The sequence below is a fragment of the Gordonia sp. LMA167 genome, from assembly GCF_058130025.1.
Window position 1 is genome coordinate 2,025,365 of sequence record NZ_CM176708.1, and the last position, 15,186, is coordinate 2,040,550.

12 protein-coding genes are annotated in these 15,186 nt (G+C 65.5%); 4 read left to right on the plus strand and 8 right to left on the minus strand.

The window, feature by feature from the left end; all coding sequences use genetic code 11:
* Nucleotides 1-60 precede the first annotated feature (60 nt).
* Complete coding sequence (gjpA, locus tag ACVT6V_RS09095; RefSeq protein WP_489899480.1) at nucleotides 61-1,782, minus strand: outer membrane porin GjpA; 1,722 nt, start codon at nucleotides 1,780-1,782, stop codon at nucleotides 61-63.
* Nucleotides 1,783-2,206: 424 nt separating this feature from the next.
* Here gjpA and ACVT6V_RS09100 point away from each other — a divergent pair, with 424 nt between their 5' ends.
* Nucleotides 2,207-4,042: a fatty acyl-AMP ligase gene (locus ACVT6V_RS09100; protein ID WP_489899481.1), complete on the plus strand. Its 1,836-nt coding sequence runs from the start codon at nucleotides 2,207-2,209 to the stop codon at nucleotides 4,040-4,042.
* Between the two features lie 32 nt (nucleotides 4,043-4,074).
* On the opposite strand, the gene ACVT6V_RS09105 is transcribed toward ACVT6V_RS09100, so the two are convergent.
* Nucleotides 4,075-4,989, minus strand: a complete 915-nt coding sequence (locus ACVT6V_RS09105; RefSeq protein WP_489899482.1) for an IclR family transcriptional regulator — start codon at nucleotides 4,987-4,989, stop codon at nucleotides 4,075-4,077.
* A gap of 46 nt (nucleotides 4,990-5,035) precedes the next feature.
* Here ACVT6V_RS09105 and cysD point away from each other — a divergent pair, with 46 nt between their 5' ends.
* From cysD to ACVT6V_RS09120, 3 genes are all read left to right on the plus strand, one after another.
* Entirely contained in the window at nucleotides 5,036-5,983 is a 948-nt protein-coding gene (cysD, locus tag ACVT6V_RS09110; RefSeq protein WP_489899483.1) for a sulfate adenylyltransferase subunit CysD, read from the plus strand.
* 179 nt (nucleotides 5,984-6,162) lie between these two features.
* The gene (gene cysC, locus ACVT6V_RS09115) at nucleotides 6,163-8,037 is read left to right on the plus strand and encodes an adenylyl-sulfate kinase (protein WP_489900762.1); all 1,875 of its coding nucleotides are present in this window, start codon (nucleotides 6,163-6,165) and stop codon (nucleotides 8,035-8,037) included.
* A gap of 8 nt (nucleotides 8,038-8,045) precedes the next feature.
* Nucleotides 8,046-8,807, plus strand: coding sequence for a 3'(2'),5'-bisphosphate nucleotidase CysQ (locus tag ACVT6V_RS09120; protein WP_489899484.1), 762 nt, complete (start codon nucleotides 8,046-8,048; stop codon nucleotides 8,805-8,807).
* A 196-nt stretch (nucleotides 8,808-9,003) separates the two neighbouring features.
* On the opposite strand, the gene ACVT6V_RS09125 is transcribed toward ACVT6V_RS09120, so the two are convergent.
* The 6 genes from ACVT6V_RS09125 to ACVT6V_RS09150 all read right to left on the minus strand — a co-directional run bounded on the left by ACVT6V_RS09125 (nucleotide 9,004) and on the right by ACVT6V_RS09150 (nucleotide 15,183).
* On the minus strand, nucleotides 9,004-9,300 hold the full coding sequence (locus ACVT6V_RS09125) for a GIY-YIG nuclease family protein (protein ID WP_489899485.1): 297 nt from the start codon (nucleotides 9,298-9,300) through the stop codon (nucleotides 9,004-9,006).
* A gap of 518 nt (nucleotides 9,301-9,818) precedes the next feature.
* On the minus strand, nucleotides 9,819-10,610 hold the full coding sequence (locus ACVT6V_RS09130) for an Rv1363c family protein (RefSeq protein ID WP_489899486.1): 792 nt from the start codon (nucleotides 10,608-10,610) through the stop codon (nucleotides 9,819-9,821).
* Between the two features lie 31 nt (nucleotides 10,611-10,641).
* Nucleotides 10,642-11,943 (minus strand): MlaD family protein, encoded by a 1,302-nt coding sequence (locus ACVT6V_RS09135; protein WP_489899487.1) that lies wholly within the window; start codon nucleotides 11,941-11,943, stop codon nucleotides 10,642-10,644.
* Complete coding sequence (locus ACVT6V_RS09140) at nucleotides 11,940-13,037, minus strand: MlaD family protein (RefSeq protein ID WP_489899488.1); 1,098 nt, start codon at nucleotides 13,035-13,037, stop codon at nucleotides 11,940-11,942. Before ACVT6V_RS09140 ends, ACVT6V_RS09135 begins: the two co-directional genes overlap by 4 nt.
* Nucleotides 13,034-14,137 carry an MCE family protein gene (locus tag ACVT6V_RS09145; protein ID WP_489899489.1) on the minus strand — a complete coding sequence of 368 codons (1,104 nt, stop codon included), beginning with the start codon at nucleotides 14,135-14,137 and terminating at the stop codon, nucleotides 13,034-13,036. The genes ACVT6V_RS09140 and ACVT6V_RS09145 overlap by 4 nt, the downstream gene beginning before the upstream one ends.
* Nucleotides 14,134-15,183, minus strand: a complete 1,050-nt coding sequence (locus tag ACVT6V_RS09150; RefSeq protein ID WP_489899490.1) for an MCE family protein — start codon at nucleotides 15,181-15,183, stop codon at nucleotides 14,134-14,136. Before ACVT6V_RS09150 ends, ACVT6V_RS09145 begins: the two co-directional genes overlap by 4 nt.
* Nucleotides 15,184-15,186: the final 3 nt, after the last annotated feature.

Sequence of the window (15,186 nt, forward strand, 5' to 3'; positions counted from 1 at the left end):
CGAAGGGTCCGGCTCGGAAGACCGGGCCGGACCCTGCACCTGACCACCAAAGGTCTGCTGTCAGCTGGTGGTTCCGGACGACCCCGAATCCGAACCGGAGCTCGCACCCGGGCCGGTCCCGGCATCAGTGGCCGAACCCGACCCCGAACTGGAGCCGGTTCCGGAGTCCGAGCTCGAGTCGGGGCCGGAATCCGAGTCCGTCTCGCCGCCACTCGTGCTGGACGAGGTGCCACTGGACTCGGAGTCGCTGGTCGACCCGGTCCCACCCGAGTCGGCCGGGTCGCTCGAACCGTTCGCGTCGGTGGAACCGGTGTCCGACGAGGAACTGGTGGCGGGCCCGCCGGTCGTCGATCCGCCCGGCGAGCGGGTTTGTGCAGACTGGTCCTCCGTCACCCCGGTGGTTTCGGACGGCGGCGGGCTGATCGGGGATTCGGTTGTGGCGGAGACGGATTCCGAGCCTGTCGGGGTGCCGCTGAGCGGTGCGTCGGTGGTCGTTTTCCCGGCCGTGGCGGATTGTGCCTCTGCGTCGTCGGGGGCGGTCGATGAACCGACGTCGAACGTCACCGCTTTGACTGCCGGGCCGGCGTCCGCCGGGGCATCGCTCGACGGCGTCGTCGATGTGGTCGGTGCCTCGGCGCCGCCGAGGAGGGTGGTCAACATGGCGTTCACGTCGGTGCTGCTCGTGGAGTCGCTCAGGGTCGGGAAGTGCAGGCCCGCCAGAGGCGGCACCGGCTTGCCGTTCTTTCCGTCCCAGCCGTCGCCGAGCAAGGCCCCGATGGTCTGCGACATCCCTTCGAGAGCGCCGATCGGCCCGACCGCGTTCCCCGGGATGTCCAAGGTGATGGGCACGCCGAGGGCGTCGGTGGTGACGTTCATTCCGACACTGTTCAGTATCGAGCCGCCCGGAGCGGTGAGTTCGCCCGCGTCGCCGAGATCGTAGGAGCCGCGGCCGATGCTGCCCGGTGTGAACAAGCCGCCGAACGCGATGTCGAGGCTGTTGAGTGTGGTGGAGCCCAGCAGGCCGGAATCGTTGATCAGCGGTGTCAAGGCGGTGAGGTCGAGGGTCGCTCCGTTGAAGAAGGAGCCGATCACATCGGCCGGTGTCGCCCACACGTCGGCGAATGCGGCATCCATGTCCCCGGCCTGGATCGCGCCGGCGATGGTGATGGCGCTGTTGAGGGTGGCCACGGCCGGGCTGATGAACGGCCCTGCAACGCCGATGAGGACGCCACTCAGTGGCGATGCCAACACGTTCATGACCGTTGCGATGACCGAGGGATCGATACCGCCGGACGGCAGGAACTGGGGGAGGAGCTGCAGGATCAGGCCGTGCAGGCCGTCGACGGTGTGATTGGTGACCGTGCTGGTGGTGTCCGCGTCGGCGCCGATCAGCGTCAACCCGGTCAGTACCGCTTCCAGATTGCTGCGCATCGCAGCCACCACCGCATCGGCGTTCGACGGATCGTCGAGGAGTTGCTGCAGAAAGTCGGCCTGATTCACGATCGCCTGTTGTAGAGGCAATCCCGGCGCCAGGAAGAAGTTTCCGGCGAGTGTCGAGGCATTGGTCGATGCGGTGTTGAACGCATCGACGTAGGGCTGTGACAGCTCCGCCGCGAGTCGGACCGCTGCCGCGTCCGGCGCCCGGTACGCCGCCGGTATCTCGGTGTGGAGGGCCGGAGTGAGGGCCAGGAGGCCGGCGCCGGCGAGTGCGACTCCAGTGGTGATCCAGGGACGTTGGGTTGTCTGGTCGACGTCGGCGTTGACGCAGGCTGAACGCGGCACGACTGCTCCTTCGTTTTGTTGCCTAACTAAACGTTGGCTGAACGTAAGCTGAGCGGCGCTCAGAAAGGGGTGGTTTGGCGAAAAATAGTTTCCTTGCGCAACCACTGATCGCTGCCGCTCGCAGGGTCCGCGGGTGGTGAAGGCCCAGGTCGGGCCGATCTTTTCCGTTCTATCGTTAAACCAGGTTTCGAGATCATTTCCTGACCGGGCGGTAAGGTCTGATAGCTGTCAACCCTGACGGAGGTCTCAAGTTCGCATTGAGACTTTTGTATGCGTTTGCGGATGCTGCTCGGAGTCGAGCGCCTGACGTCCGAGTAAGCGATTCGCAAAAACATCGGTGCCCAAACGGTTTTCGGGTAGTGTCGCTCACTGCTCGCGGCCGGCACCGGCCGTCAATTGCGAGTTCACGATGGTGAGGTGACGAATGTCCAAGCACACACCCCCCGGCGAGGCGACCCTGCTGGACCTGTTACGAGAGCGCGCCCAGACCTATGGCGACAAGCTCGCGTTCGGATTCTCCTACGACGGCGACGGCTGCGGCGGCGTCGAGCTGACCTACCGCGAGCTGGACCTCAGGGCGCGGTCGATTGCGGCCGGTCTGCAGGAGCAAGGTGCAGCCGGGGAGCGTGTGTTGGTCCTGTGCCGGCCGGGTCTGGATCACATCGCTGGGTACTTCGGGTGCATCTATGCCGGGGCAGTCGCCGTTCCGGTGCACGAGCGACTCGCTCCACGCCTGTCCTCGGTGGTTCCCGATGCGCGAGCGCGTTTCGTGTTGGGCGTCAGCGAAACACACGAAGGCATCAGGACCGCTCTGGAGGCGCTCGGACAGGGCAGGGACCTACAGTGGGCCCTGATGGATGGGGCACCCACCGCCGCGGATCGCTGGGTGATGCCGGACATCGACGGCACCACAACGGCCATGGTGCAGTACACATCTGGGTCCACCACGGCGCCGAAGGGTGTCGTTCTGACCCATGGCAACCTGCTGCGCAACCTGGAGGCCATCCGAGAGTCCTGGCCGGGTGGCGACACCGACGTCGCTTGCTTCTGGCTACCGTCGCACCACGATATGGGCCTCATCGGTGGGGTCCTCTCGATGATCCACCTCGGGACCACCACGCACCTCATGTCGCCCACCGCCTTCGTCAAGCGGCCCATGGCATGGATGGAGGCGTTGTCACGACACCGCGCCACCTACACGGTCGCGCCGAACTTCGCCTTCGACCTCTGCGTCGAGCACAGCACAGCGCAGGAGCGTGCGGCGCTGGACTTGTCGAGCCTGCGGACTGTCATGAACGGGGCCGAACCCGTACAGGCGGCATCACTGCAGTCATTCGCAACCGCATTCGCCCCCGCCGGTTTTCGGGCGGAAGCCTTCTCTGCCGTCTACGGACTGGCCGAGGCCACACTGATGGTGTCGGGAGGGTCGGATTCCGATCTTCCGCTGGTCGCCCACATCGACCGGGAGGCACTGAATCTGGACCGTATTGCCGATGGCGTCCCGGGTGACCGGTCCGTGGCCGTGGTCGGATGCGGGCAACCTCGAGGCGGGCAGGTGGCCATCGTGAATCCGGTCACCCGGCGTCGCTGCGAGGCGAACGAGGTCGGTGAGATCTGGTTCGCCGGACCCAGTGTTGGTCAGGGGTACTGGGGCAGGCCCGACGAGTCGGAGCACGCATTTGCCGCGTCGATAGAGGAGACATCCGAGGGGCCGTTTCTGCGAACCGGCGACATCGGTTTCCTGGCGCGAGGAGAACTCTTCATCACCGGACGAATCAAGGACCTCATCGTGATCCGCGGTGGCAACCACTATCCCAACGACGTCGAGCTGACGGTGCAGCGATGCCATCCTGCGCTGCTGTCGGGCAGGGGTGCGGCCTTCGCCTTCACCCCGGGGCTACGGCAGGTCGAAGAACTCGTCATCGTCCAGGAAGTGGCCCGCGACCGAATCGACGAGACCGAGTGCGCCGCGACGATAGACGACATCCGGGCTGCGGTTGCCGAACGATACGGACTCCACGCCCACTCGGTGCTGCTTGTCGACCGCTCCACGATTCCCACCACCTCCAGCGGCAAGATCCAGCGAGGCCAGTGTCGTCAGCATTTCCTCGACGGAAAGCTACAACCGATCGCGAAGTGGCAGAAGCCGGCGGCGACCGAAGACCTGATCAGGGCCGGGCAGTTCGAGAAAGCGGTGGCAGCTGCGGAATTGGTGAGAGTGGCGCTGACGCAACGGTCGCGCGCGGATGCGCCGAGCTGAAGTCGTCGACGACACCTGCGGATCGGACGATCTCAGCGCAAATAAGCCGACAAGCGGTTGGCGGCGGACTTCGTGGCTTCGGCCAGCCTGTGCAGGTGTTCGACGGGGAGGGTCGCGTTCGGACACGCAACGAGGGAGGCGACCACATGCCCGGCCTCGTCGAAGACGGGGGCGCCGATGGTGACCGCGGCGACCTCGCCCTCCAGCTCGCTCGGCAGGTAGTCGATGTCGGACAACTCGGTCAACAGATCGCCCACGCGTGTACGTAGCCGGTCCGACATCGCGTCGAGTGATCCCAGCGCCTCGATCATCGCCATGTGATCGTCGGTCATCCGCTCGATCGAGTAACCGCGTTCGGCGACGACCGTCAGGACCGTGCTCAGGCGGGTCCGGATCGCCTCGGGTGCTTGTCCGATCCAGGCGGACCGGACGGCGGCCGGCTCATGGGCGATGAACTCCCGGCAGATGGGTGGGCGAAGCCGGATTCGTCGGCCGTGACGGAACCATGGTGAGGTGCCGCCGTCATCGACGAACGATTCGGGGATGGCGTGGTCGGCCACGGTGACCTCGTTGGGCGAGGTACGTCGCGCCACGAAGCAGGCGATCCCGAACCGCTTGCTGAGTTCGCGGGCGCTCGCCGCGGCCCAGCGGTTCAGATGGTCGGCGCCGTCGGCGGTGCGCGCGAGGGCCACGAAGCCCGGCCCGATCCCGTAGGCGCCGGTCACGGGATCTCGGAGTACCCAGCCCTGCTCGACAAGTTCGACGACGATTGCGTGGGCCGTGGCACGCGAGAGTCCGATGTGGCGGACAATTTCAGCAAGCGTCAGCGGGCCTCGGTCCGGATCGGTGAGTAGTTCGATGATGCGGACCACGCGAGCCGTGGGAGGAGACGCGTGCGTGCGCGATGATTGACTCGCGCCGGACGGTTCACCTACGGTCTGTGTCACATAGTCAATACTGAGTGTCGAATATTCGACATGTCAAGGAGATGGAATGGTGCCGAGCACGACCGACGCGAGAGATCGACGTGCGCATCACGGGTATGAGCTGACGCATCTCGAGGCGCTGGAGGCCGAATCCGTTCACATCATGCGCGAGGTGGCCGCCACGTTTGAGCGGCCCGTGTTGCTGTTCTCCGGCGGCAAGGACTCGGTGGTCATGTTTCATCTCGCCAAGAAGGCGTTCTGGCCCGCGCCGGTACCGTTCCCACTGATGCACGTCGACACCGGCCACAACTTCGACGAAGTGATCGAGTACCGCGATCGAGTCGTCGAAGAGACGGGTGTCCGCCTGGTGGTGAGCTCGGTCCAGGATGACATCGACGCCGGGCGGGTGGTCGAGGACACCGGACCGGGTGGCAGTCGCAATCGCCTGCAGACAACCGCCCTGCTGCGCGGCATCACCGAGAACCGGTTCGATGCCGTCTTCGGCGGTGCCCGTCGCGACGAGGAGAAGGCCCGCGCGAAGGAGCGCGTCTTCAGCTTCCGTGACGAGTTCGGCGCCTGGGATCCCCGAGCCCAACGTCCCGAGCTCTGGCACCTCTACAACGGCCGCCACCACAAGGGTGAGCACATCCGGGTTTTCCCGCTCAGCAACTGGACCGAACTCGACATCTGGCAGTACATCGGCGCGGAGGACATCGAACTGCCACCCATCTACTACGCCCACGAACGTGAAGTGATCCCGCGTGACGGGATGCTGCTCGCGAAGACAAGATTCCTGCAGGAGTACCCCGGCGAGGAGACCAGGACCGAGTTGGTCCGATTCCGCACCGTCGGCGACGCGACCTGTACCGGCTGTGTGCTCAGCGACGCCGACACCATCGAGAAGGTCATCGCCGAGATCGAGATCACCCGGGTCACCGAACGTGGGGCGACCCGGGCCGATGACCGTATCTCGGAGGCGGGTATGGAGGATCGGAAGAAGGAAGGGTACTTCTGATGGGCGCCGGGAACGAAGTGAGCGGGCCCGGTGTGATGGGCGCCGGGAACGAAGTGAGCGGGCCCGGTGTGATGGGCGCCGGGAACGAAGTGAGCGGGCCCGGTGTGATGGGCGCCGGGAACGAAGTGAGCGGGCCCGGTGTGATGGGCGCCGGGAACGAAGTGAGCGGGCCCGGTGTGATGGGCGCCGGGAACGAAGTGAGCGGGCCTCGTCGAGGCGCCAAGGAACTGCTCCGCCTGGCGACGGCCGGCTCGGTCGACGACGGCAAGTCCACCCTGATCGGCCGACTGCTGTTCGACTCGAAGGCGATCTTCACCGATCAGCTCGAATCCATCGAACGCACCAGCGCCGAACGCGGTGACGAATATGCGAATCTCGCGCTGCTGACCGACGGGTTGCGGGCCGAGCGCGAGCAGGGCATCACGATCGATGTCGCCTATCGGTATTTCGCCACGCCGAAGCGCAAGTTCATCATCGCCGATACCCCCGGGCATGTGCAGTACACCCGCAACATGGTGACCGGCGCGTCGACTGCCGACCTCGCGATCATCCTCATCGACGCGCGCAAGGGAGTGCTCGAACAAACCCGTCGGCACGCGTTTCTCTCGACCCTTCTGGGTATCCCGCACTTGACGATCTGCGTCAACAAGATGGATCTCGTCGACTGGTCGCAGGAGCGGTTCGACGAGATCTGCGATGACTTCGTGGCTTTCGCCGCCAAACTGAACGTCACCGACCTGACATTCATACCATTGTCGGCGCTGGCCGGTGACAACGTGGTCGAGCAGTCGGCGAACATGCCCTGGTACGAGGGCCGTCCGCTCCTGAATCATCTGGAGAACGTCTACCACGCGTCGGACCGCAATCTCATCGACGCGCGGATGCCGGTGCAGTACGTCATCCGGCCACAGCGCAGCGACGGCGCCGATCACCGCGCCTATGCCGGTACGGTGGCCGGCGGGGTGTTCTCTCCCGGCGATGAGATTGTCGTGTTGCCAAGTGGATTCAGTACCACGATCACCGAGATCTGGGGTCCCGGAGGTAGCAAGGTCGACGAGGCGTTTGCGACCATGGCCGTCTCGATCGAACTCGCCGACGAGATCGACATCGTTCGTGGAGACATGCTGGCACGACCCAACAACCGCCCCTACGTCGGCCGCGATCTCGACGCGATGGTGTGCTGGTTCTCCGACGACACCGAACTTCGCCCTGGAAACCGCTACCAGATGATGTGTGGCACCCGCATGACGCGAGCGCAGGTGAGCGGCCTGAACTACCGTCTCGATGTGAACACGCTGCACCGTGACGAAGAGGCGAAGACGCTGGGGCTCAACGAGATCGCGCGCGTCGCCCTGCACACTCAGCAGCCGGTGATGTTCGACTCCTACCGGAAGAATCGGGAAACCGGAAGCTTCATCCTGATCGACGAGGCCACCAACAAGACGGTTGGCGCCGGCATGATCACCGCACCGGTCAGCAAGGACAGTCACGTCGTGTGGCAGACCACCAAGGTGGGTCGGGAGCAGCGGACTCATCAGGGTGCCACCATCTGGTTGACCGGTCTGTCCGGATCGGGAAAGTCGGCGCTGGCCGTCGAACTGGAGCGGCGCCTGGTCGCCGAGAGCCGGCCGGCCTACCTGATGGACGGCGACAATCTGCGGCACGGACTCAACGCCGATCTCGGTTTCTCCGATGACGATCGCCGCGAGAACATCCGTCGCACCAGTGAGGTCGCGGCGTTGTTCGCCGATGCGGGCGCGGTGGCCATCGTCTCGTTGATCAGCCCGTTCGCCGAGGAACGTCAGCGTGCGCGGGAGATTCACGCCGAGCGTCGGCTGCCGTTCTACGAGATCTTCATCGACACCCCGCTGGAGGTCTGCGAGGAAAGGGACCCCAAGGGCCTGTATGCGAAGGCGCGCCGTGGTGAGATCAGTCAGTTCACCGGGATCGACTCGCCATATGAACGTCCTGTCACCCCCGACATCGTCGTGACACCATCGGACGGGTCGCCCCTCGAGGTGGCCGAATCGGTCATCCGCAACCTGGGACTGTAGGAGACGAAGTGTCGGACGATCGCGTCCTCGCCGGCGAGTTGGCCACTGCCGCCGGAGAATTGCTCATGGACATCCGTGCCGAGAGTGGCTTGACCGGAAAGGAACTCGGCAAGGCCGGCGATCTGCGGTCCAACGAGTTGCTGTTGGCCAGGCTGGCCGCGGAGCGACCCGCCGACGCCGTGCTCTCGGAGGAATCAGCCGATGACAAGAACCGGTTGTCGGCGGACCGGGTGTGGATCGTGGATCCGGTTGACGGTACCCGCGAATACGGCACCGAAGGGCGCACCGACTGGGCGGTGCACGTGGCGCTGTGGTCCGCCGACAGCGGGCTGATAGCGGGTGCGGTGGCGCTCCCGGCGCTCGGTGTCACCTACGTCGATGACGCACAGGCCGTGGAGCCGATCGACGGATTGGCGACCGCGCCGAAGGGTCAGCTACCCAGGGTGGTGGTGAGTGCCTCACGGCCACCGGAGTTCTCGCAGGCCGTGGCCGATGCCATCGGTGGCGAGGTGTTGCAGATGGGGTCGGCAGGCGCCAAGGCGATGGCCGTCGTCCGCGGCGAAGCGGATGCGTATGTCCACGCCGGCGGGCAGTACGAGTGGGACTCGGCGGCACCCGTCGCGGTGGCGCAGGCAAAAGGGTTGTGGTGCGGCCGGATCGACGGATCGCCACTTGTCTACAACCGCGACGACACCTATCTCCCGGATCTGGTGATCTGCCGTCCGGAACTGCGGGAGAAGATCATCGGAGTGACGTCGGCGTTCGCGTGACCTGGACTCTGAGTGGGCTTGCGAGCAACCTCGGTCCCTGAGGAGCCACCGAGCTTGCGAGGATGCGTCGCCTCTCGGTCCCTGAGGAGCGAGCTTGCGAGGATGCGTCGCCTATCGGTCCCTGAGGAGCGAGCTTGCGAGCGTCACGAAGGGCCGGCCCAACGCGTGCGACCCTTCGCCAGCGCTTCGGGTCTCCTCAGGGATCGGGTGGGGACTTGCGACGACTCCGACTCGACAGGGACCGAATCAAGTCGATGTCACCCTCGATCAGCGCCTCCTTCTTGCGACGCGACCAGCCGTGAATACGGCGCTCGATGGCGTACGCGTCGGCTACGGTGTCCAGCTCGGCGTACCAGACGAGCTTCACCGGCCTGCGAGTGGAGGTGAATCCGATCTGCGCGGTGTGGTGTTCGTCCATCCGACGTTCGAGATCGCGTGTGCTGCCGACGTAATACTTCTTGTCGGCGCACTCGAGGAGATATACCCAAGGCATGCAGCCATTCTGGGTGTGATCGGGCGGCGGGAAACGAGACGCTGGTCAACTGTGGATAACCGCGAGCTGTTTGGTGCGATGTGGATTGCCCTTCGTGACGCTCGCAAGCTCGCTCCTCAGGGACCGGGGTGGGACGCTCGCAAGCTCGCTCCTCAGGGACCGGGGTGGGGTCGCCCATTCCTCGGGACGGGTGTTGTTTCGACCCGGGTTTGGACGCTCGTTCCTCGGGACGGGTGGTGCCCCGACTTCGATCCCTGAGGAGGTCCGGAGCGCTAGCGGAGGGCCGTCACGAAGGGGGCCCTTCGTGACGCATCCTCGCAAGCTCGGAGGCTCCTCAGGGACCGGGTGGTGATGCATCCTCGCAAGCTCGGAGGCTCCTCAGGGACCGGGGTGGGTCGCTCGCAAGCTCGGAGGCTCCTCCGGGGCGGGTGGTGACGCAAGCTCGGAGGCTCCTCAGGGAGCGGGTGGGGCCGCTTCCTCGCAGGCGTCCCTGTGATCGGGTGCGTGGCGCATCCCGGTCAGGGGAGGTCGACCTTGGAGGCCAGCCAGCGGCCGTCGATCAGGTTCATGGTCATCACCACTCTGCTGCGGTCGATCCGGGGTTCGGGAGTGGACGCGTTCTTCACGTTCTGGTCGATGAACAGCAGGACCACCACCTTGTCCTTGGCCGCGGACTGGATGCCCGACTCGATGACCTTGCCCTGCGCGTCCGCCTTGTTGTCGACCAGCAGCTGACGAAGCTGCGCACTCGACTTGGCGTACATGTCCTTGAATTCTCCTGTGGCACCACCGAGTACGGTTGCGAAGTCCTTGTCCACGCTGTCGGCGCTGACGCTGGTCAGAGACACCGCGTACTGCTCGGCCGCCGACTGCGCGGCAACGGCTGCGTTGTGAATGTCGCGGTCCTGCTTCCACTCCCAGCCGAACCAAGTCGCGAGGCCGACGCCTGCGATGGCAACGAGCGTGACAGCGGCGGCGAGGACCCGGCCGGTGCTGCGACCGGTCAGCGCCGACCGCATCCGGGCGCGCCGCGTCGGTACGGCAGAGGTCACGACTTCGGGGGTGGCGTCGTCAGTCGCTGTGTCGGTAGGCGCATCTGCGCTGTCGTCGACAGTGGGGGTCGCGGTGGGCTCGGCGACGAACTCATCGGCCTCGGCGACCTCCGTAGGCGTGGACGTGGTCTCGGTATCGGCGGCGGTGCCGCGGCGCGAACTGGGCTTGGCCCCGGCGATCCGCTTGGCGGTGGAGCGTGCCGACGGTGGGCGTACCGAGGACGACTTGTGCGGTGCCGGTGTCGTGGTGGTGTTCACGATGGTCCTTTCGATCGTTGGTGCGGTCAGGTCATTTCGACGGCAGCGCGGGTCCGGCGAAGGGGAGTGGAATCGACTGTGGACCGGTCGGCGACGGACTCGACCGTGCATCAGGGGCCGCATCGGGTGGTGGTCCTGCGGTGTCGTCGCCGGGCGGACGCGGCGCGTTGCGTGCTCCTCGGATCAGCACCGTCGGGTCGTCGTTGTTGCAGTAGGTGTACAGGTACGGCTCCGGGAAGTCCGGCTGCGTGGGTGGCAGTCGAGGCAACCCGTAGTCACAGGCGTTGCGTGGATAGATGTTCACGGCTGCCCAGATCCCACCGTCTCGCATCGTGGTTGCCAGCGCACCGAGAGTGGAACCGTCACGGTCGACGGGGAAGAAGAACTCCTGAAGGGCCGGCACACGCAGGTAAGCCATCTGGGTGACGGTCGCGAGGTTTCCCAGTAGCTGCACCATCGTGGGCGCGTTGTCGGCGATGATGGCGTCGGTGGCACGCAGCGCCGCGGGTGTCCGATTCAGCAGCGTGCGATACCCGTTCTGTTTGCGTGCCGCACCGGCCATCAGGTGTTTGAGGTCCTGGGAGGTCGCGGTCAGTGCCGGCGCGCCCTGGCCGAAAGTGGTCAGCACCGTGCGACTGGTCTTGAGCAAACTCACCGTCTGTGGGAGGACCGAGTCGAGCGTCGAGATGAGAAAGGTTCCGCCGTCGATGATGTCGGCCAGACGCTGTGAACCTTGCGGGGAGACACCGAGTTCGTGGGTGATGGTCCGCAGCTTGTCCGGGTCGATCTGATCGAGCATTCCGCTGGCGTCGTCGAGCACGTTGGCGAGCGGGACCGGAGTCGACGTCTGGTCAGCCGAGATCAACGCACCGTCGGTGAGGTAGGGCCCCGTTGACGTCGACGGCCGGAAATCCAGGTACTGTTCGCCGGCCAGGGACAGGCCCGCGACCCTGACCTCGCCGCGCACCGGAATCTGCACATCCGGGTCGATGTCGGCCACGGCGACGACACCGTCAGCGCTGAGGTCGACCCTCTGCACACGGCCCACCGGGACACCGCGCAGGGTGACGTTCTGTCCGGCCAGCAGACCGCCGGATTCCTTGAGCTGCACTCGGACCACCATGGGGGAGCTCGCGGGTGAACTGTGGAAGACCCCGAACGTGAGGTAGCCGAGACCGAGGATCAGGACACCGGCCAACCCGAGTGCGGACAGCCCCAGTCGATGTCGCCGACCGGTCCGGGTCGCCGACACGATACCGCGGGCGGGCAATTCCACGAAGCCGGTCAGGAACGAGGACGGGTCGGCGGGGCCCGTGCGGGTTGTCGAGGTCATCGCGGTGGTTCCAACTTCTTGCGCAGCTTTTCCAAGGTGTACGTGATGGTTCCGACGAAGTTCCCGACGTCGCTGACGTCGGGCAATCGGCCGCCCGGATCGGCGCGGTGTCGGGGATCGGCCAGGGCACCGATGGAAAGGTCCTGGAGGTCTGCATTGACGTGGGCTGCGGCGGAATTGGTGATCTTGATGACCGGAGCAATCAGTGCGTTCATCTTGGTGAGGTCGGCGCCGGACGCGGTAGCAGCGTCGTTGAGGCCTTTCGACAACAAGTTCAGGTTGGCGACCAGATTCTGCGTCTTGCCGGTGGCGATCGATGGATACCGCGACAGCTGTGTACTGAGCCGACCCACCTGATCGACGAGGCTCATGATCTGTGCCGAGTTGTCGGCGATCACGGCCAGCGCGGGTCCGGCCGCGGCGATCGAGTCGTTGATGGTGTTCTGTTGCGCGGACATCGTCGAGACGAGGGCGTCGGTCTGGCGCAACGCGTTGCGGATGTCGTCGGCCCGCGCGGACAACGACGAGATGAGGCGGGTCGAGCGGGCGATCATGTCGGCGAGTTGGTCACCGTGGTCGCCGACGGTGTGGCCCAGGCCGTTCACGATGGTGGTGAGATCGCGCAGGACGCCGCCGTTGACCAAGAGGGCTGATGTGGACAGGATCTCCTCGACGCTCGTGGCCGCTCCGGTGTCCGCCAGAGCGATGGTGTCGCCGTCGCCGAGATCTGTTGTTCCGGTGGTGGTCTGACGGGGCGGTTCCAGCGCGACGAAGACGTCGCCGAGCGGGGTGGCCGAGCGCAACTCGGCGCGCGTGCCGACCGGGAGTGTGACGTCGTCGCGGACCTTCATGGTGACCACGGCGACGTAGTCGTGCACTGACATGGCCTCGACGGACCCGACGTCGGCGCCGTTGAGTTTGACCTTAGCGTCCTCTGGCAGGTTCAGGGCGTTGGCGAACTCGGCGCGTAGGGTGAAGGTCTCGGCGGACTCGCCCCCCTTGGTGGGCAGAGGAAGATCGGCGAGACCGACCCCACAACCGGCCAGCATGACGGCGCAAGCCGCCAGTGCGACCAGCCGGAGTGCGGCCTTCATCGTGGGGCTCCCGCCATCGCCTCGAGCATCCCGGTCATCCCGAAGTCGGGCCCGAAGTCGCGTAGGGTGCCGGTGGCACAGCCGAGTTGGCGCATACCCAGGACGTTGCAGACCTCCTTGACCAGCTGGCCATCGAAGAAAACCTTCTCGAGTTGTGCGTGAACTCGCGCGATGCCGGCACGTTGGTCGATCGTGTTGTAGGCGTTGTCCATCACGAGTGGCGCGACGTCGACGAACTCCGACAGCTGGCGCTGGTAGTCGGCGAGCGCGCGGGTGACCGTGGTCGCGCCGGAGACGGTGTCCGCGACATCCTTGCGACGCTGCTGCATCAGATCGGTCGCTTCACCGAGTATGGCGTTGATCTTGGCGCCGGTCGTGCCCCATCCGATGTTCTGGTCGGCCAGCAGGTCCGACATCTGCTCAACTGACGACCCGAACGCGCGAATGGCCTTGTCGTTTCGGGCTGCCGTTTCCGAAAGGACGGACATGTCGTCGACGACGCCGGTGATGGCGTTGCGGGTCTGTTTCCCGTCGTCGGGTCCGAGGGCGATGGCCCGAGAGAGTGACCCGAGCGCGGACCGGATGTCGGCGCCGTTGCCCGCGGTCATCGCTGCCCCCGTATCGAGGAGGTCGGCGACCGGACCGCTGCCGCGATTGTCGCCCCGGAGTTGCACGGACATCTTGTCGGCCATGGCAAGCATCCGATCCACCTCGACGGGCGTGCGGGTGCGGGTCAGGTCCAGGTGAGCGTGGTCATACATCCGGGGGCCGCCCTGATACGGCGGGGTCAGTTCCACATGCCGATCGGTCAGCACCGAGGTGGAGACGGTCACCGCGGTGACACCGGCCGGTATCGGCGTGTCCGAGTCGATCTGCAACTCGACTTCGACAAACCCTGCGTGGGGGGTGACCTTGGTGACCTTCCCGACCGGCATGCCGAGGACGGCGACCGCGTTACCCGCGTACAGTCCGGCGCCGTTGTCGAACTGCGCGTCTACGGTGATCGTGTGCGAACTGTCGGTGCAGGCGCGGACGACGCCGAAGACCAACAGCGCGGCAACGATGAGCAACGCCACCTTGACTATTCGGCCGCGGATCATCGGCAGTCCTTGAAGTAGGGCGGTAGGTTTACGAGGTCGGCCTGTTTGGAGATGGCGCACATCCAGGAGTCGATCAAGGGTCCGGCGGGTGCGGAGAAGTCGGTTTCATTGCCGGTCCCCGTGGCGTTCGCGAAATTGCGGACCGGGACGGGCAGGATCTCCATGGTGTTGCGCAGCAGCGTGTCGTTGCGGCGAAGGCTGTCGAGCAGACCGTCGAGATTGGTGATCAGCTTGTCGAGGCCGGTGCGGTCGGCCACCACGACCTGTCGGAGCTGGTCGGCCAGTACCGTTGTGGCGTCGAGTAGCCGATTGATCATCACCTGGCGGGTCAGCAATGCGCGCAGCAATTCTCGGCCTTGCGTGATGAGCTGACCGAGACCGTCTTGCTGCCGCCGGATCACCTCGGTGAGTTTTTGCGTGCTGGTCAGCAGCGACCCGATTTGTCCGCGCCGATCGGCGAGGATGTTCGACAGGTTCTGGACGTTGGTCAACACCTGCGGGATCAACTGCGGTGTGCCGTCGAGTTGTTGTGACAGCGTGGTCATCGACCGGCCGATCTGTTCGGCGTCCACCTGTTCGAAGGTGGTCGTCGCGTTCTGCAGTACCTGCTGCAGGTCATAGGGGACCGTGGTGTGCGAGAGCGTGATGAGACCGTCTGGTAGCGATCCGGAACCCGCGGGGGAGATTTGGATGTATCGGGAACCGAGCAGGGTGGTCAGCTTGATGGACGCCTCCGTCTCGGAGCCGAGCGCCACATCGTCGTTGACTTCCATGGTCACCGTGACGAAGGTGCCGTCCAGGCTGGTACCGGTGACCGATCCCACCGGAACGCCGGCAACGCTCACCGAATCGCCGGAGGTCACACCGGCGGCCTGAGCGAACTGCGCGTGCACCTCCTGCTTCCCGATCCCGGACGCGCTCAGTTGGATCAGTCCGAGCGCGATGACCACGATGGAAATCAGTGCGACGCTGCCGATGATGACCTTGTTCCAGCTCTCGATCGGTCGGGACATCGAGTGACGCAGACGGGCGACGACATTTCTCATGGT

What these genes read in the sequence shown, in the direction of transcription:
- ACVT6V_RS09100 (WP_489899481.1), top strand. Translation starts at nt 2,207, where the DNA reads ATGTCCAAGCACACACCCCCCGGCGAGGCGACCCTGCTGGACCTGTTA.
- cysD (WP_489899483.1), top strand. Translation starts at nt 5,036, where the DNA reads ATGGTGCCGAGCACGACCGACGCGAGAGATCGACGTGCGCATCACGGG.
- cysC (WP_489900762.1), top strand. Translation starts at nt 6,163, where the DNA reads ATGGGCGCCGGGAACGAAGTGAGCGGGCCTCGTCGAGGCGCCAAGGAA.
- ACVT6V_RS09125 (WP_489899485.1), bottom strand. Translation starts at nt 9,300, where the DNA reads ATGCCTTGGGTATATCTCCTCGAGTGCGCCGACAAGAAGTATTACGTC.
- ACVT6V_RS09135 (WP_489899487.1), bottom strand. Translation starts at nt 11,943, where the DNA reads ATGACCTCGACAACCCGCACGGGCCCCGCCGACCCGTCCTCGTTCCTG.
- ACVT6V_RS09140 (WP_489899488.1), bottom strand. Translation starts at nt 13,037, where the DNA reads ATGAAGGCCGCACTCCGGCTGGTCGCACTGGCGGCTTGCGCCGTCATG.
- ACVT6V_RS09145 (WP_489899489.1), bottom strand. Translation starts at nt 14,137, where the DNA reads ATGATCCGCGGCCGAATAGTCAAGGTGGCGTTGCTCATCGTTGCCGCG.
- ACVT6V_RS09150 (WP_489899490.1), bottom strand. Translation starts at nt 15,183, where the DNA reads ATGAGAAATGTCGTCGCCCGTCTGCGTCACTCGATGTCCCGACCGATC.